At 32.1% G+C, this 16,619-nt stretch carries 19 protein-coding genes; 5 read left to right on the forward strand and 14 right to left on the reverse strand.

Annotated features, from left to right (window positions below):
• The first annotated feature begins 156 nt into the window (after window positions 1-156).
• From bshC to OIU80_RS01395, 3 genes are all read left to right on the forward strand, one after another.
• Complete coding sequence (bshC, locus tag OIU80_RS01385) at window positions 157-1,746, forward strand: bacillithiol biosynthesis cysteine-adding enzyme BshC (protein ID WP_264285323.1); 1,590 nt, start codon at window positions 157-159, stop codon at window positions 1,744-1,746.
• A 150-nt stretch (window positions 1,747-1,896) separates the two neighbouring features.
• A complete protein-coding gene (locus OIU80_RS01390; protein WP_264285324.1) occupies window positions 1,897-3,168 on the forward strand; it encodes an acyltransferase family protein in 1,272 nt (423 codons plus the stop codon).
• Window positions 3,169-3,354: 186 nt separating this feature from the next.
• On the forward strand, window positions 3,355-3,774 hold the full coding sequence (locus OIU80_RS01395; protein ID WP_035625955.1) for a nucleoside-diphosphate kinase: 420 nt from the start codon (window positions 3,355-3,357) through the stop codon (window positions 3,772-3,774).
• 115 nt (window positions 3,775-3,889) lie between these two features.
• Here OIU80_RS01395 and OIU80_RS01400 read toward each other — a convergent pair whose 3' ends face one another.
• The 12 genes from OIU80_RS01400 to OIU80_RS01455 form a co-directional block, all read right to left on the reverse strand.
• Window positions 3,890-4,186 carry a DUF721 domain-containing protein gene (locus OIU80_RS01400; RefSeq protein WP_264206381.1) on the reverse strand — a complete coding sequence of 99 codons (297 nt, stop codon included), beginning with the start codon at window positions 4,184-4,186 and terminating at the stop codon, window positions 3,890-3,892.
• The gene (locus OIU80_RS01405; RefSeq protein WP_264285325.1) at window positions 4,167-4,610 is read right to left on the reverse strand and encodes a lipocalin family protein; all 444 of its coding nucleotides are present in this window, start codon (window positions 4,608-4,610) and stop codon (window positions 4,167-4,169) included. The genes OIU80_RS01400 and OIU80_RS01405 overlap by 20 nt, the downstream gene beginning before the upstream one ends.
• A gap of 528 nt (window positions 4,611-5,138) precedes the next feature.
• Complete coding sequence (gene ftsY / locus OIU80_RS01410) at window positions 5,139-6,092, reverse strand: signal recognition particle-docking protein FtsY (RefSeq protein WP_264285326.1); 954 nt, start codon at window positions 6,090-6,092, stop codon at window positions 5,139-5,141.
• Window positions 6,093-6,411: 319 nt separating this feature from the next.
• Window positions 6,412-6,564 (reverse strand): DUF4295 domain-containing protein, encoded by a 153-nt coding sequence (locus tag OIU80_RS01415; protein ID WP_072961632.1) that lies wholly within the window; start codon window positions 6,562-6,564, stop codon window positions 6,412-6,414.
• 72 nt (window positions 6,565-6,636) lie between these two features.
• The gene (rpmG, locus tag OIU80_RS01420; protein ID WP_017495179.1) at window positions 6,637-6,819 is read right to left on the reverse strand and encodes a 50S ribosomal protein L33; all 183 of its coding nucleotides are present in this window, start codon (window positions 6,817-6,819) and stop codon (window positions 6,637-6,639) included.
• Window positions 6,820-6,846: 27 nt separating this feature from the next.
• A complete protein-coding gene (gene rpmB, locus OIU80_RS01425; RefSeq protein ID WP_007805815.1) occupies window positions 6,847-7,083 on the reverse strand; it encodes a 50S ribosomal protein L28 in 237 nt (78 codons plus the stop codon).
• A 71-nt stretch (window positions 7,084-7,154) separates the two neighbouring features.
• Window positions 7,155-8,408 (reverse strand): CinA family nicotinamide mononucleotide deamidase-related protein, encoded by a 1,254-nt coding sequence (locus tag OIU80_RS01430; protein WP_264285327.1) that lies wholly within the window; start codon window positions 8,406-8,408, stop codon window positions 7,155-7,157.
• A gap of 201 nt (window positions 8,409-8,609) precedes the next feature.
• Window positions 8,610-8,954: an Hpt domain-containing protein gene (locus OIU80_RS01435; protein WP_035625977.1), complete on the reverse strand. Its 345-nt coding sequence runs from the start codon at window positions 8,952-8,954 to the stop codon at window positions 8,610-8,612.
• Entirely contained in the window at window positions 8,954-9,565 is a 612-nt protein-coding gene (locus OIU80_RS01440; protein WP_264285328.1) for a fumarylacetoacetate hydrolase family protein, read from the reverse strand. The genes OIU80_RS01435 and OIU80_RS01440 overlap by 1 nt, the downstream gene beginning before the upstream one ends.
• Window positions 9,566-9,658: 93 nt before the next feature.
• Window positions 9,659-10,429 carry a 3'-5' exonuclease gene (locus tag OIU80_RS01445; RefSeq protein WP_264285329.1) on the reverse strand — a complete coding sequence of 257 codons (771 nt, stop codon included), beginning with the start codon at window positions 10,427-10,429 and terminating at the stop codon, window positions 9,659-9,661.
• A 164-nt stretch (window positions 10,430-10,593) separates the two neighbouring features.
• A complete protein-coding gene (locus OIU80_RS01450) occupies window positions 10,594-11,913 on the reverse strand; it encodes a dihydrolipoamide acetyltransferase family protein (RefSeq protein ID WP_264285330.1) in 1,320 nt (439 codons plus the stop codon).
• Window positions 11,914-11,996: 83 nt separating this feature from the next.
• Complete coding sequence (locus OIU80_RS01455; protein WP_264285331.1) at window positions 11,997-13,160, reverse strand: glycosyltransferase family 2 protein; 1,164 nt, start codon at window positions 13,158-13,160, stop codon at window positions 11,997-11,999.
• Between the two features lie 284 nt (window positions 13,161-13,444).
• Between OIU80_RS01455 and OIU80_RS01460 the strand changes: the two genes are divergently transcribed.
• Both OIU80_RS01460 and OIU80_RS01465 read left to right on the forward strand, forming a co-directional pair.
• A complete protein-coding gene (locus OIU80_RS01460; RefSeq protein ID WP_264285332.1) occupies window positions 13,445-14,041 on the forward strand; it encodes a hypothetical protein in 597 nt (198 codons plus the stop codon).
• A 20-nt stretch (window positions 14,042-14,061) separates the two neighbouring features.
• Window positions 14,062-14,451 carry a hypothetical protein gene (locus tag OIU80_RS01465; protein WP_264285333.1) on the forward strand — a complete coding sequence of 130 codons (390 nt, stop codon included), beginning with the start codon at window positions 14,062-14,064 and terminating at the stop codon, window positions 14,449-14,451.
• Window positions 14,452-14,514: 63 nt separating this feature from the next.
• Here OIU80_RS01465 and OIU80_RS01470 read toward each other — a convergent pair whose 3' ends face one another.
• A complete protein-coding gene (locus OIU80_RS01470; RefSeq protein WP_264285334.1) occupies window positions 14,515-15,156 on the reverse strand; it encodes a DUF4272 domain-containing protein in 642 nt (213 codons plus the stop codon).
• Window positions 15,157-15,227: 71 nt separating this feature from the next.
• Entirely contained in the window at window positions 15,228-16,418 is a 1,191-nt protein-coding gene (locus OIU80_RS01475; protein WP_264285335.1) for a DUF5009 domain-containing protein, read from the reverse strand.
• Window positions 16,419-16,619: the final 201 nt, after the last annotated feature.

Here is a 16,619-nt window from a genome sequence, read left to right on the forward strand (position 1 = left end):
AATTCAAAAACAAGTATTTTCCTATAACACATATAACTAGCTGATTTTTAATTAATTAAATATTATTTTAAAAATCAAATCATAAGCAATAGTTAAATCCATTTTTAAGTATAAATTTTGATTAAATTTACAGCTATTAAAAATAAACCAATACTTATGCCAACCGACTGTATCAGCTACCAAACCTCAGGATATTTTTCAACATTGATACATGATTATTTAGAGCAAAAATCGGATTTAAAACCGCTATATAATAATTTTCCAACACTGGAAAACTTTGAGAAACAAATCATTGAAAAACAACAAAATTTCGATGATAACAATAGAATGCCTTTGGTTTCTGTCTTAAAAGATCAGTATGCTACGATTGAACTTTCGGATTCAACCAAACAAAATATTGAAGCATTAGCACTCCCAAATACATTTACAGTTACAACTGGACATCAATTAAACTTATTTAGTGGACCTCTATATTTTTTGTATAAAATCATTTCTACTATAAACCTTACCGCCGAATTAAAGTCAAAATATCCTTCTTATAACTTTGTTCCCATATATTGGATGGCAACCGAAGATCATGATTTTGAAGAAATTAATTATTTTAATTTTAAAGGTAAAAAATTTAGATGGAATGCTGAAAGTACTGGTCCTGTGGGTAGATTATCAACGAAAGGGCTTGAAGATTTTTTCGAAATATATGCTTTAGAATTAGGTTCTAGCACTAATGCCAATGTCTTAAAAAAAATATTCAAGGAAGCTTATTTAAAACATGATAATCTGGCTAACGCAACCCGTTATCTAGCCAATAGTTTATTTGCTTCACAAGGCTTAGTAATTCTAGACGCCGATAATGCCAATTTAAAACGTGCTTTTATTCCTTATATAAAAGAAGAACTAGAATCCCAATCTTCTTATAAAGCCGTTCAGGAAACCATTGAAAAACTAAAAGATTATACAATACAGGTAAATCCTCGTGAAATTAATTTATTTTATATCGAAGATGAATTACGCGAACGTATTATTTTTGAAAATGGAAAATACAAAGTAAACAATACCCGAATTGAATTCTCAGGAAAAGAAATCTTTGATTTATTAGAAAGTAATCCCGAAAAATTCAGTCCAAACGTGATTATGCGTCCGCTATATCAGGAAATTATTCTTCCAAATTTATGCTACATTGGCGGAGGTGGAGAAATCGCATATTGGTTAGAATTAAAGTCCTTTTTTGACACTGTTAAGATTACTTTCCCAATGCTTTTAATTAGAAATTCGGTGCTTTTAGCAACCGAAAAACAAGTTAAAAAAGCGGATCAATTAAATCTATCATGGAGCGATTTATTTTCAAAGCAAGAAAATTTAATTAATAAAAGCACAAGAGAATTATCTCCATTTTCTATTGATTTAACACCTCAAAAAGAGATTTTACAGAAGCAATTCGAATATCTTTATGAATTGGCAAATCAAACTGATAAATCGTTTACAGGAGCTGTAAAAGCACAAGAAATCAAACAAATAAAAGGATTAGACAACCTTGAAAAAAGATTATTAAAAGCTCAAAAAAGAAAGCTAAATGACATTTTACAACGTATTACTAGCTTGCAAAATGAGTTATTCCCTAACAGAAGTTTACAGGAGCGTCAAGCCAATTTTTCGGAATTTTATCTGGAAAAAGGCGAAGAATTAATTCCGCTTTTAATTAAAGAATTAAAACCATTAGAATCTAATTTTAATGTTATAACAATATAAGAATCCGTTCAAAATTTAGGCAGGCTCTTAAAAACAAAACAATAAAGTAATAATCATAAGAAAATAAATAACCGCTTACTTCTTAGACTATTACCCTCTAAACCAAATTATTAACTTTTAAAACAAAAACTAACCTATTACCAAAACATTATGACCAGAGAGCGCTTGATTTCACTAGATGTCTTCAGAGGATTAACTATTTTATTAATGACAATCGTCAATAATCCAGGAAGCTGGAGCGCTATTTACCCTCCTCTATTACATTCAGAGTGGCATGGTTGCACACCAACCGATTTGGTTTTTCCATTTTTCATCTTCATTATGGGAGTTGCCGTTTCTTTTGCAATGCCTACAAAAAACTTTAACAGCACAACTTTTAATAAAATATTAGTACGCTCGTTACGAATGTTTTGTCTTGGAATTTTCTTTAATTTCTTTGCCAAAATACAACTTTTTGGGCTCGAAGGTATTCCGTTGCTTATTGGCCGATTAATCATAACTATTGCGGTAGGATATGCATTAATGGGTAATTTTAGCTCTAAAGTAAAAAACATTCTAGCCTTTTCAATCCTATTTATTTACCTCTTTTTGGCTTATAGCGGTATTGAAGCATATCAAGACGTGAGACTTCCAGGAGTTCTACAACGTATCGCAATTGTATATTTTGTAGTCTCGCTTTTATATTTAAAATCAAACCAAAAAACACAAATACTAGTTGCTTCATTCTTGTTATTAGGATATTGGGCAGTAATGGCATTAATTCCTGTTCCGGGAATTGGAGAAGCTAATTTTGATAAAGGAACTAATCTAGCTTCTTGGATAGATAGTATCTTATTAAAAGGGCATATGTACCGCGGAACCATAACATGGGATCCTGAAGGTATTTTAAGTACAATTCCATCAATTGCAACTGGAATTATTGGTTTACTTATTGGTCAGTTATTACACCGTTCTATACCCAAAATAGAGATTGCTAAAAAAATGGCAATCGCTGGTATAATTCTAATCATCATTGCTCAAATTTGGAGTATTGTTTTTCCGATAAACAAATCCTTATGGACAAGTACATATGTATTATATACTGCTGGGCTAGCAACAACTTGTCTAGCATTATTATATTATCTTATTGATATTCTAAACTTAAAAAAAGGAATTAAATTATTCTTGATTTGGGGAGTAAATCCAATGATTGTATTTTTCTTTTCTCAAATAATCCCACAAGGATTGGTAATGTTTCAATTTAAAAACCCACATAATCCTGATCAACAAATCAATCTTTTAGATTATTTATACAGTTTTGGAATTGCACCTTTTTTCAGTAATCCAATGACAGCTTCATTAGCTGGAGCGCTCACATACGTTGGTATTTGGACATTCATTTTATGGATTTTCTACAAGAATAAACTTATTTTTAAGGTTTAATTTTCCTTAACGATATGCACAAAATACAGACACACTACGGTGTGTCTATACTAGTGCATCACAATCGATGCACCATTTCTAAATATTAATTATCATAAAGACAGCCTGTGTAGTTTTAATTATGAATTTATTAAATTGAATTCATAAAAAAAGTCTATTTTTGCACAAAATTTAATAAAAATAAAAATGGCAACAAATAGAACTTTTACAATGATTAAGCCAGATGCAGTTCAAAACGGACACATCGGAAATATCTTAGCAATGATTACTAATGGAGGATTTAAAATCGTTTCATTAAAATTAACTCAATTAACTGTAGCTGATGCTCAAGCATTTTATGCTGTTCACGCTGCAAGACCTTTCTACGGAGAATTAGTAGAATTCATGTCTCGCGGACCAATTGTTGCTGCTATTTTAGAAAAAGACAACGCTGTTGAAGATTTCAGAACTTTAATCGGAGCTACAAACCCTGCTGAAGCTGCTGAAGGAACAATTCGTAAAGCATATGCTACTTCTATCGGAGAAAATGCAGTTCACGGTTCTGATAGCGACGAAAATGCTGCTATCGAAGGTGCATTCCATTTTGCTGGAAGAGAGCAATTCTAGTATTCAGTAAATCAGTCGCAGTTTTACTGTAACAGTTTACATCATAAAAAAAGTCCCATTTCAAATGAAATGGGACTTTTTTTTATAACTCTGTTTTACTGAAACTGAAAACTATCTATCTCAAAACTACATCACGAACTACATCTCTTCGTAATTCTTCATTTATCATTGTAATGATTTTAGATTTTCCGTGGGTCAGTTCCTCTCTTAAAACTGATGACGTTAGCTCTACATAAAGTGTACTTCCTTTTAAAACTACATTTCGGGTATAACTATTTACACCATTCCCCATCAGTTGTCGCCATGCCTCTTTCACATCAATCTGATCCATTCCGGGTTGGAGCTTATTTACTTGGATAATTTTTTGTAAAATATCTCCAACAGTACTCTGATTATTTAGTCTTTTTGCCATTGTCTGTAATATTAATTGGTCCTGCTTTTTTATAATGATATTCTTTCTTCTCAGCATTTAGCAGCACTAACTCACTATCTGTTAAAGCAATTAATTCTTCACTCCATTTCATATAAGGTGTTGAATAATCTAAGAAGGCTTTACCTTCTTTAAATCTTACTTTTACATCCTCATGTACATCATTTGTTACAAAAGTTCCATCCAATTGTGGCATTACTTTTTGGCGGGTTCCTGTATTATCAGCTCCGATCATAAAATAATCATAGCTCTCGTTCATTCCATAATCTTTGTCTTCACCCTTATCAAAAACAACTTTTTCAATCTCCCAATATCCATTTAATTTAGCAATATCGGCAGGTTCTATTTTCTGTTGACAAGCTACAAACAAAAATGAGACTAAGAGAATTTTAAATACGTTTTTCATTATAAATTAATTTTTTCTTGGAAGGCTTTATGATGCTACATCTTTATTATGATTAAAAACCCATAATAGAGAATACCACTTTTAATGAAATTCTATGAAGTGACTAGGGCTAAAGCTTCACGGTAATATGAATATTTTTATTAAACACAAAGTTAACTTTATAAAATTGATAAAGAAGAAAAAATCATCAAAACCCAACAAACTATTTTATTTATCTGAACTTATCTATAAAGCAAAAAACCAACGAATACTATAAATATTCCTTGGCTCTTTATACATAAAACACAGCTTATCCTAACAAAGAAAAGCTTTATCTTATAAAAAAATATTGTGAAAATATTTTTATTGAATTATCTTTTTGTCTGAATTCTTCTAAGAAGACCAAGAACAAACAAAATAACACCTATTACTAATAAAACATAATATACTGTTAGATTTTGTTCTCTAAAAATATTAGACAAAACAAAAGAAAGAATGCTGCCAAAATAAAAATATATCGGCGGAATAGTATTAAAACTCATCTGAAAATTATTTAAAGAAGCTATCTACAAACTCATACTTATTAAAAACCTGCAAGTCTTCAATTCCTTCACCAACACCAATGTATTTTACAGGAATTTTAAACTGATCCGAAATACCAATTACAACACCGCCTTTGGCTGTACCATCTAATTTAGTTACAGCAAGAGCTGTTACTTCGGTTGCTGCTGTAAATTGCTTAGCTTGTTCAAAAGCATTTTGACCTGTTGAACCATCCAAAACCAAAAGTACATCGTGTGGTGCATCGGCTACAACTTTTTGCATGACGCGTTTAACTTTTGTAAGCTCGTTCATCAAGTTAATTTTGTTGTGCAAACGTCCTGCTGTGTCAATTATAACTACATCTGCATTTTGTGCTACTGCTGACTGTAAGGTATCAAATGCAACTGATGCTGGATCACTACCCATATTTTGTCTTACAATTGGCACATCTACGCGATCAGCCCAAATTTGCAATTGGTCAATCGCTGCTGCACGAAAAGTATCTGCCGCACCTAATACTACCTTATAACCTGCTTTTTTAAACTGATAAGCTAATTTACCAATAGTTGTGGTCTTTCCTACTCCATTTACTCCTACCACCATTAAAACATATGGCTTTGTCTGAATAGGAACTACAAATTCGGTTGCCTCACCTGTATTGGTTTCGGATAACAAGCCTGCAATTTCTTCGCGTAAGATTTGATTTAACTCATCAACACCAAGATATTTATCGGCAGCTACACGGTTTTCTATTCGGGTAATAATTTTTAGAGTTGTCTCTACTCCAACATCTGAAGAAACAAGGATTTCTTCCAAATTATCTAAAACGTCGTCATCGACTTTAGATTTACCAGCTACTGCTTTACTTAATTTAGAAAAGAAAGATGTTTTTGATTTCTCAAGACTCTTGTCTAGTGTCTCTTTTTTATCGGATGAAAATATTTTTTTAAAAAAACTCATTTTTATATAGGTTGTTAGTTTTTCGAATTATTTAGATTTTTCTCACAATCTACAACAATTCTAGAGTTTAAAGAAGTCCAAATGTCTTTAATTAGCTCCAATTACTTCACATAATTTCCAATTTCATAGGAGTTAAGCGAACTAGGTTTGCAGAAAAAACCTTTTTGTTCTGGGGTCCAAAACAAAAGATTATAGCAAATGCGGGAACATTGATTAAAAAAGGGCTATTGTCTGGCTTCTCTAAATTTTGAGACAAATATAAAAAATAAAAAAGCTACTTCCGAATGAAAGTAGCTTTTCTATATATTGTAATTGTTAATTATTTCTTTTTCAAGAAAGTATCAACTTCTTCAGGAGCCATAATAGATTCTACGAATGTATATGCACCAGTTTTAGGAGATTTCACCATTTTGATGGCTTTTGATAATCTCTTAGAAGCTGTTTGTAACGATGCTACGGTTTTCTTTGCCATGATTCAAATGTTATTTGAAGTTTTTATAAAGCTCTAATGGAAAACCATTGAGATTTATAAAATCTCTAATTATTACTTAATTTCTTTGTGAACAGTTACACGTTTCAAGATTGGATTAAATTTCTTAATCTCTAATCTGTCTGGAGTATTTTTTTTGTTCTTTGTTGTAATGTATCTTGAAGTTCCTGCTACACCAGAAGTCTTGTGTTCAGTACATTCTAAAATTACTTGGATTCTATTACCTTTCTTTGCCATCTTGCTATATATTTATTTTGGAAAAGATTATTTGATAAATCCTTCTGACTGCGCTTTTTTCAAAACTGCAGAAATTCCATTTTTATTAATTGTTTTTATCGTAGATGCTGCTACTCTAAGAGTAATCCATCTATCTTCTTCTGGAAGATAAAAACGCTTTTTAACTAAGTTCACAGAAAATTTTCTCTTAGTTTTGTTCATAGCGTGAGAAACGTTATTTCCTACCATCGCTCTTTTACCTGTAAGGTCACAAACTCTTGACATTATACTTATGTTTTATCGTTATTCAAAATCAGGGTGCAAAGAAAAGAAAAATAAACGATTGAAACAAAAAATTAGTGCACATTTTTTAAAATTTCTTTCTGTAACATCTCTAAACTTTTAATTACAGCCCTATCTATCACTTTTTCACGTGGTTGGCCAAAATTAAATTCTTCAACAATTATATCGTTTGGAGTTGCAATTGCAATAAAAACAGTGCCGATCTCCGCTTTTGAGTCTCCTTTTGTTGGTCCAGCGTTCCCAGTTGTCGCTATTGCGTAATCTGTTTTCATTAGGCGTTTTACGTTCAAAGCCATCGCTGAAGCTACTGCCGAACTTACGACAGAATTTTCTTCTATTAAATTCGCCGACACTCCCAAAACAGTCGTTTTTAACTCGGTTGAATAAGGCACAACGCTACCTCTAAAATAACTTGATGCACCAGAAACCGCTGATAAAAGTGATGCGATTTTTCCTCCCGTACAACTTTCAGCTGTTGCTATTGTTCTTCCTTTCTTAGCAAGTAGCTGCCCCACCACTACCTCAATAGTTTCGTTATCATCAAAACCTACTATGATATCATGAATGATCGCATCTAACGATTGCACATTAGCCTCAATAGCTGCTTCCAACATTTCTTTATCTGTACCTCGTGCCGAAAGTCGCAATCGCACCCTTCCTGGATTAGGCAAATAAGCTAACTTTATAAAATCTGGTAAATTATTCTCCCACTCTTCAATACGCTCAGCTACTAAACTTTCGCCCTGCCCATAGGTAAGTATCGTTTTATGAATAATATACGGCCGCTCGTATTCTTTTACAACCTTTGGAACTATAACACTTTCTACCAAATATTTCATTTCATAAGGAACCCCTGGAAGAGAAATAAAAACAGTGTTTTCTTTTTTCATCCACATACCTGGAGCCGTTCCCATCTTATTATGAAGTACTGTACATTTTGAAGGAACCAACGCCTGATCTTTATTCATTTGAGTAATCGGTCTTTTATAAAAACCTTCGATCAACTCTGTGACATGAGCCAAAACTTCTGGATTTACCACTAATTCATCTTCAAAATAATCACAAAATGTTTTTTTAGTCACATCATCTTTAGTTGGCCCTAAACCTCCCGTAATAATTACTAAATCAACTTTGTTTTGTAATTGAGAAAATGTATTTAAAATATGCTCTTTATCATCACTTATCGAAATCATTTCATGGATTTCGACTCCGATTTTATCTAAAGATTTGGCTATAAAACCAGAATTTGTGTCTACAATTTGTCCTATTAGGATTTCGTCACCAATCGTTATTATTGTTGCTTTCATGTATCTGAAGTTCAAATTATTACATTAGATTATTTCTCGCAAGGAGTTGCATGAAGTAGCAATAGATATCCTTTTTATCGCGAAGTAATACGAAGAAAGAAAATTAATTCACTAACCTTTGTATTTAATTATATGGCTAGTGAATTTTATATATAACTGACAATCTAACCTGATATGATTCAGGAAGACCATCTTTAATTTTTACAGATCAAAGTCTTTCTTAATTTCTTTAATCGCTTCTTTTACCTGATTTTTTATACTCTTAAAAGTTTCCTCTATGGCTTTCTTTTTACCTTCGGCCTTTGTCCAGGCTTCAACCTGAAGAATCTCCTCAAAAGCAACATTAAGACCTAATAAATCAAGTGTTGGTTTTATCTTATGCGCATAGGCATAGGCATGTTTATGATCTTTCTTTTTTATCCCTTCTTTAATTTGTTTTAAATCTTCCGGAACTTCGGTTACAAACAAATTAAGAATTTCATTTACAAATTCTGGATCGTTATCTGAAAGTGCGTACACTTTTGAAAGGTTGTATTTTAAAGCCATTATTTTACTTGTATTCTGAATAATTTTTTTCCTTCTAAAAATCCTTCTAAAACATCGTCTGGTTTTACGGCCGCAACTCCTTCTGGAGTTCCTGTAAAGATAATATCTCCAATTTTTAATGTAAAATATTGAGAAACATACGAAATAAGCTCATCAATTTTCCACAACATCATATTAGAATTTCCTTTTTGAACGCTCTTAGAATTATTTGTTAACTCAAATGTAATATTTTCCAGTGAACTAAATTGCGTCTTAGGCAAAAATTCACCTATTACTGCCGAACCATCAAACGCTTTTGCTTTTTCCCAAGGCAATCCTTTCTCCTTCAATTTAGTCTGTAAATCTCTAGCCGTAAAATCAATACCTACACTAATTTCATCGTAGTATTTATGTGCAAACTTTGGCTCTATGTACTTTCCTACCTTGTTAATTTTAACAATTAACTCTATTTCGTGATGAATATCCTCCGAAAATTCAGGTATCACGAATGGATGCTGCTTTAACAAAACTGCCGAATCAGGCTTCATAAACACGACTGGCTCCGTTGGACGTTCGTTTTGCAATTCTTCTATATGATTCGCATAATTTCTACCGATACAGATTATCTTCATTCTATTTAAGTTGCTAAGTCGCTAAGTTACTAAGCCACCAAGAAAACCAAGTACAAAAAACTCAGAACCTTAGAGCCTTAATTTCTTAGAACCTTATTTTGTGTTTAACTTTCTTAATTTAATAGCTGTCAGTACCTTTTTAGTATACAAAGGAAAGTCTGCATTTTGTATCCAGCTAAAATATCCTGGTTCTGTCTCAAGAATCTTCTCTACCTTTGCTCCTTTATGTTTTCCGAAGGTAAAAACCTCTTCATCATCTTTATCAAAAGCAATCATTCCTGCAAAATCAGCTATTTTCTTTCTGGTTGTAAACTCTGACAATGACTTCATATCATTTTCCAGTTCTGGATAACGATCCAATTGCGCTTTAAGAATTTCATATGTCGCCATGGTATCTGCTTCTGCAGAATGCGCATTCTCTAGACTTTTCCCGCAATAAAACTTCAAGGCAGCACTTAATGTTCTTTCTTCCATTTTATGAAAAATAGTCTGCACATCGACAGAACATTTGTTTTTCATATCAAAGTCAACACCCGCACGCAGCAGTTCTTCTGCCAACAACGGAATATCAAAACGATCTGAATTAAACCCTGCCAAATCACTATCTTTTATCATATTATAAACCTGTGGTGCCAATACTGCAAACGTAGGTTCATTTGCCACTTTTTCATCGGTAATACCATGAACAGCGGTGGTTTGTGGTGGAATTGGAATTGTAGGATTCACCAACCAAGTTTTACTTTCTTTATTTCCGTTTGGAAAAACTTTAAATATTGAAATTTCTACTATTCTATCTTTTCCGATGTCAATTCCAGTAGTTTCAAGATCGAAAAAGCAAATTGGTTTGTTGAGTTTCAGTTCCATTTTTTAATTTTATAAGTTTACAAATATAATTTTTAAAGCCGAATTTCACTTGTTTTTTTCAGAAAGTTGCCGATTACCTCCTGTAATGCAACAATCCTGCAAAAAGAAAACCCTTTCAACATTTAAAACGTTAAAAGGGTTAATTATTTATAAGATTGATTTTTCTAAAAATCTCTATCTACATCAAAAGCTTCTAAATACTCTGCTACTCTTTTCACAAAACTTCCTCCTAATGCTCCATCTACAACTCGGTGGTCATAACTGTGCGAAAGGAACATTTTCTGACGAATCCCGATAAAATCCCCTTCTGGAGTTTCTATAACTGCTGGTACTTTACGAATTGCTCCTAGAGCTAAAATACCAACTTGCGGCTGATTGATGATTGGCGTTCCAAAAACACTTCCAAAAGTTCCCACATTAGTTACTGTATATGTTCCTCCTTGTGTATCGTCTGGTTTTAGTTTTCCTGCTTTTGCACGATTACCTAAATCATTAACTGCTTTTGCCATTCCAACCAGGTTTAACTGATCTGCATTTTTAATTACCGGAACGATTAAGTTTCCATTTGGTAATGCAGCTGCCATTCCTAAATTTATATTTTTCTTTTTGATGATATAATCACCATCAACTGAAATATTCATTCCTGGAAAGTCTTTCAATGCTTTTGCAACAGCTTCCATCATAATTGGCGTAAAAGTTAATTTTTCTCCTTCTCTTTTCTCAAAAGCAGTTTTAACTTTTTCTCTCCATTTTACAATATTAGTTACATCTACCTCAATAAACGATTGTACGTGTGCAGAAGTTTGAACTGAAGCCACCATATATCCAGATATAAGCTTACGCATTCTATCCATTTCTATGATTTCATCTCCTCCATTTACAGAAACTGGTGCTGCTTTTGAAACTACTTGTTCCTGTACTTTAACAGGCACCGCAACCTCAACTTTCACTTCTACCTTCGGTGTTTCTACTTTATTTTTTCTACCAGCAACATAAGCCAATATATCTTCTTTGGTCACGCGACCATCTTTTCCTGAACCATTTATACTTTCTAACTCAGCTATAGAAACATTTTCTTCTTTAGCTATGTTTTTCACCAAAGGAGAAAAGAATTTATCTGAAGTAGTATAATCTGCCGGAGCTGCAACTTCTTTAGCCGCTTCGATTGTTTTTTCGATTGCAGCAACTTCTGCTGGAGCAGTTGTTTCTTCTGCTACTTTATCGACTAAAAATGACGATCCTCCTTCTGTTTCAATAATGGCAATAGTCTGCCCTACTTGTACCAAATCGTCTTTGCCAAACAATTGCTCAATTAAAATTCCCGAAACTTCACTTGGCACTTCGCTATCTACTTTATCAGTGGCGATTTCCAGTACTGCTTCATCCATTTCAATTTTGTCTCCAACTTGTTTCAACCAGTTTGTGATTGTTGCTTCAGCGACACTTTCTCCCATTTTAGGAAGTTTTAATTCAAATCTTGCCATATTGTTAACCTAAAAGGTGATTTTGATTTTCAGATTGCGAAATTACTGAAAAATTTAAATATAAATTACATTAAATATAATTTTTATGCGATTTTAACGATTTTACCTCTATCATTACTGGAATCACTTCCGATTAAAAAAGCAGTAGTTTTGGGTAAAATTTTAAAAGTAATCTTCTTATGTCTTTCCGTTTTTAAGATATCGATACATTTCTTGAATGATATGTATTGATTATCCAAAATTACCTCTGCTCCTTTTGCTATGTAAATCAGGGACGAATTTACCATTTTTTCTTTTTTTAAATCACAAAATGTAACTTTATTTTGTAAAATTAAACTCAATTTTACGGCTAATTTATCATTTGAACTATATAAAAAATACTCTTTTGGTGTTGTTTTTATCATTGCTTTTCCCTGAATCATTTTCATAATAGAAAAAAACACAATTCCCATTTTCATAAAAAATGAGAACAAAAAAGATACTTTAAAATGTTTCTTATAAAAGAAATTCATTGCCTCCTGAAAACGCTTCATGTATTTCTCGTCCTTTATTGTACTTTCTCCTTTATAGTGAATTACAGTAGTTTCAGAAAAATAATAATTAGTTTTTCCTTTTTTCAAAACCATATACGATAAATCAATATCGTCAGAATACATAAAACAATCTTCATCGAAACCTCCAACTTCATTATATAAATCTCGTTTCATTACCATAAAAGCACCAACGAGTATTTCTACTTTTCCTGTTTGGTTTTCTTGTAAATGTTCCGCATAATATTTATTGCAGTATTTTGATTTGGGGAAAATCTTATACAATCCTGCAATTTTGGTAAAAGCGACCCAAGGTGTTGGAATACCACGCTTGCTCTCTGGAAGAAAATTACCTGTTCCATCAATAAGATTTACGCCTACTATCCCTAAATCATGCTGTTTTTTAGCAAAAGCCAATACTTTTGTAAATGTATCTTCGGCAACTACAGTATCTGGGTTTAAAATACATATATACTCTCCATTTGCCTGAGAAACTCCTATATTATTTCCTTTTGGGAAACCTAAATTTTCTTTATTCTCAATCAATTTTACAGTAGGAAACCGACTGCGAATCATCTCACAACTATCATCTGGAGAATTATTATCTATTACAATTATCTCGCTATCAACATTCTCAAGCGCCTGTTGTACACTTAAAACACATTGTTCTAAAAAATAACGCACATTGTAATTGAGGATAATAACCGATAATTGCATGTAATAATTGAGCTATGTTTTTTTGGGAAAGTTAGAAATTTTATGCTAATCCTAGCCGTGAAGACAAATCTTTTTTACGATCTCTAAAATAATATTAAATGTGAAATAAAAACGAAACACAGCTTATCATAATAATACAATCTCTTATTAGAGCCTCTTTTAAAATTTATCTAATTATTCTTTTAGAACCCGCCTTTATCTATCATCAAATAACCTCGCTAAAATTTTAAAATCTAAACAGGTTACTTTATTATTTATTTTAGCAAAAAAAAGATTAATCTTTTATGAAACATAGAACAATCACTATCCGAATTATATCGCTGAGTTTTATTATAATTTCATATTTATTTTCAAGCTGTAAAACTACTATTTTTCAAACCCCAAATAAAACCTCTGATCTGGTGACTTCAAATACTTGGTTTGTTGCAGGACCTACCAAAGAAAATCAGGAAACGATTAACTCAATTAGAGAGAAAAAAGATCTTATTCGTGTAACAGCAAAAGACTCTCCTCTTGGTGAAATTGAACTAAATGTAATGATCACTCCATCTGAAACTAATGACGGAAAACCGACCAATTTACCTAGCAATTCCAATTTTGTAAGCATTACTTATAAATCATCACAAGCTATTAAATTGCAGGCTCGGGAAGGAAATAATTCTGGAACTGGCTGTGTACATGGAGGAACACATGCAATGGTTGATTTACCTGCTTCACCCAATACATTTGCTACAATAAAAATACCTTGGTCAGATTTTAAACTAAAAGATAAATCATTGAACATTCATAATCTTTGTAAATTTAATTTTGTGAATTACAATCCTATTTCTGGTGCTATATTAGAAATCAAATCTGTACAAATTCAAAACTTAAAACCATAAAACGAACTAACCTCAACATTATGAAATCCAAAATCCTAAAACTCTTATTCCTAGCATTATTTTTTTCAAACCTTTCTTTCAGCCAAAATAAAAAATTAGATATCAATGGCGTTTGGTCAGATATTAATTCGGGGGTCGAAAATGCCGTAGCTATTATCTCTGAACAAAACGGAAAAGTTATTTTCTCTCATTACCTAGAATGGAAAGGGCAAAAGTTTGTAGAAAGCGGCGTTGGGAAAAGAATAGGAAATACAGTTGAATACACTGTGGATGTGACTTTACCTATTGAAGGTTGGGCAACTCAGGGAACACATGTCTTAACATTATCTGAAGATGGTAATACGCTCGAAGGAGCTTACAAAGACAACAAAAAAAGAGAAGGCACAATTGCCTTTAAAAGAGTGAGATGATTTTTTTGTAAAAAATATAAAAACGGGTTTAATAACATCATTAAACCCGTTTTTACTACTATTTTATGTACCCATTTCTACATTATCCCAATCATCTGCTTGATTATAAATCCATTCTAATGATTTTCGTCTTTCATATACTAATCCTCCATTTAGTTTAGCTTCTCGTCCATTTAATCTTTCATCTACACAATACCAATGGAGTCGGTAATAATAATCAAGCATCGTATAAATCTCAACTTCTGATTTTAAGCGCTGCAAACTTTCTAATTTCTGATTACTATCACCATTTTCCAGATTTGGCAAGAATGAAGCCATATTATCTCCAATATATTCTTCTGCTTCAAGCCCAGGGATCATCTCTGTAACCCACATAAAAGCCCATAAGGATTCTAGATACCATCTTAGAGAATTGACTTCAAATTCGGTTAAATCATCATTTTCTTTTTCTACTATTTCTTTTTCTGAATCTGAAAGGTATTTGGTTAAATCATGATTCTCAATCCATTCTTTAATAATATAGGTCGGAGCTTCAAATGCAATATTTATCAAAGCATTCATAACCGACATTCTCCCTTTAATTTCTTCCAGAGTTCTTAATTTTGGTGCATCCAAAATTGGCAGCCAATCATTTACACGATATTCCTTTTGCTTAATAATTGTATCATTATCCGTTTTAATTTGTCGGCGTTGTTCTTCTGTCATAATTTAATTTTCAAAAATATAATCGAAAATATAAATAATTTCTTTCAATGCAAACTGATTCAATTGAAACTTTACAAATGCAGCTGAATCTTGTATTTATTAAAAATTTGCATAGCAAATAACATAATCGTTGAAAATACTAAAGACCAGATAATTCCAGGTGTTCCCTCGCGGAAATAATCTGGAATTATATGTATCTTAAATGCTAAATTGAAGTAATATATTATTCCGGGAAGTATGTAAATAAGGAGTGGATTAGCGGCAGCAGGCATAAAAAAGTTACTCCACTTAGTTTGCTTTTTAATTTCCATTAGCCAATACAAGAAATAAAATATAACCGTACAAATACCCGCTGAATATAACACCCAAGAAGGTGTTCCTCTAACCTTTGAAACTTCGTAATATGGTCGTAATAAATAACCCAACACAAAAAACAAGACACCAAAACCTATTACTTTCCAATTAATTTTCTCAGATATTTTTCCTTCAAAAAACAAAAGAGATATCACTACTCCTGCCGAAACAAGTGTAGCATGTGTCATATGTCCAGCAATAAATCCTATCCATTTTATTTCATGAATAAAAGATCCTTTAATTTGATTTAAAATAGTAGCTATAAGACAAACAAAAAGAAATGCAATCATTGCGGTCAATTTTCCTTTTACCAGCCAATAATAAACTACCGTAATTAAATACGCCCAACCTATAAGCCCTAGAATTCCCCACCATTTTGGCGTAATTCCAATCTCGCCATTTTCCTGAACGTATAAAAAGTACAATACTACCAAAACTAACATTCCCCCATATTGCAAGATATTTTTAGTGATTTTAGGAAATGATTTGTCGTATTTATTCCAAATAGGAATTGGCATAGTGTATGCCAAAAGCCCCCAAAAGGCCGCAGAAATCACCATCTTAGATGCATCATAACCGTATTCGGCATTTACCATATAAACTCCGATAATGATAAGTGCTAAAGCTCTTTTTAAAGTATGTGTCCAAATTGTTTTAGGTGAATCTCCTTTTATTAATCTTGCATTAAATGCAAATGGAATAGACATTCCTACAATAAATAAAAACGCAGGAAATACCAAATCAACAAATGTCATTGCATCGGCATCGGCTGGCATATGCTTCATCCATTGTGGTACATTTTTTATGCTTGCCAACTCATTGACAAAAATCATGATAAAAATGGTAATTCCACGAAAAGCATCTATGGAAATAATCCTTTTATTGAATAATTCTTCTTTTATTTTCATACGTAGATAATATTTATTTTTTAGTGGAATATGGTATCGTCATTCTTCCTTAATAATTTATGGTTGAGAATCATGCCGATTTCATAATCTATTATAGTATTAGCATTAACAAATATAAAATTTTAGAGGAGAAATCAAAGTAGATTTTAAAAGACTGACAAACTTGTTTATTTATGTTAAATATCGGTAGAAGTAGAATTT

Source organism: Flavobacterium frigoritolerans (assembly GCF_025847275.1).
Classification (GTDB): Bacteria; Bacteroidota; Bacteroidia; order Flavobacteriales; family Flavobacteriaceae; genus Flavobacterium; species Flavobacterium frigoritolerans.

Coding starts and splice junctions, on each gene's coding strand:
- OIU80_RS01475 (WP_264285335.1), bottom strand. CDS start 16,418: ATGAAAATAAAAGAAGAATTATTCAATAAAAGGATTATTTCCATAGAT.
- OIU80_RS01465 (WP_264285333.1), top strand. CDS start 14,062: ATGAAATCCAAAATCCTAAAACTCTTATTCCTAGCATTATTTTTTTCA.
- OIU80_RS01450 (WP_264285330.1), bottom strand. CDS start 11,913: ATGGCAAGATTTGAATTAAAACTTCCTAAAATGGGAGAAAGTGTCGCT.
- rpmG (WP_017495179.1), bottom strand. CDS start 6,819: ATGGCAAAGAAAGGTAATAGAATCCAAGTAATTTTAGAATGTACTGAA.
- OIU80_RS01460 (WP_264285332.1), top strand. CDS start 13,445: ATGAAACATAGAACAATCACTATCCGAATTATATCGCTGAGTTTTATT.
- OIU80_RS01405 (WP_264285325.1), bottom strand. CDS start 4,610: ATGAAAAACGTATTTAAAATTCTCTTAGTCTCATTTTTGTTTGTAGCT.
- rpmB (WP_007805815.1), bottom strand. CDS start 7,083: ATGTCAAGAGTTTGTGACCTTACAGGTAAAAGAGCGATGGTAGGAAAT.
- OIU80_RS01440 (WP_264285328.1), bottom strand. CDS start 9,565: ATGAAGATAATCTGTATCGGTAGAAATTATGCGAATCATATAGAAGAA.
- ftsY (WP_264285326.1), bottom strand. CDS start 6,092: ATGAGTTTTTTTAAAAAAATATTTTCATCCGATAAAAAAGAGACACTA.
- OIU80_RS01470 (WP_264285334.1), bottom strand. CDS start 15,156: ATGACAGAAGAACAACGCCGACAAATTAAAACGGATAATGATACAATT.
- bshC (WP_264285323.1), top strand. CDS start 157: ATGCCAACCGACTGTATCAGCTACCAAACCTCAGGATATTTTTCAACA.
- OIU80_RS01390 (WP_264285324.1), top strand. CDS start 1,897: ATGACCAGAGAGCGCTTGATTTCACTAGATGTCTTCAGAGGATTAACT.
- OIU80_RS01435 (WP_035625977.1), bottom strand. CDS start 8,954: ATGGCTTTAAAATACAACCTTTCAAAAGTGTACGCACTTTCAGATAAC.
- OIU80_RS01400 (WP_264206381.1), bottom strand. CDS start 4,186: ATGGCAAAAAGACTAAATAATCAGAGTACTGTTGGAGATATTTTACAA.
- OIU80_RS01415 (WP_072961632.1), bottom strand. CDS start 6,564: ATGGCAAAGAAAACCGTAGCATCGTTACAAACAGCTTCTAAGAGATTA.
- OIU80_RS01395 (WP_035625955.1), top strand. CDS start 3,355: ATGGCAACAAATAGAACTTTTACAATGATTAAGCCAGATGCAGTTCAA.
- OIU80_RS01455 (WP_264285331.1), bottom strand. CDS start 13,160: ATGCAATTATCGGTTATTATCCTCAATTACAATGTGCGTTATTTTTTA.
- OIU80_RS01430 (WP_264285327.1), bottom strand. CDS start 8,408: ATGAAAGCAACAATAATAACGATTGGTGACGAAATCCTAATAGGACAA.
- OIU80_RS01445 (WP_264285329.1), bottom strand. CDS start 10,429: ATGGAACTGAAACTCAACAAACCAATTTGCTTTTTCGATCTTGAAACT.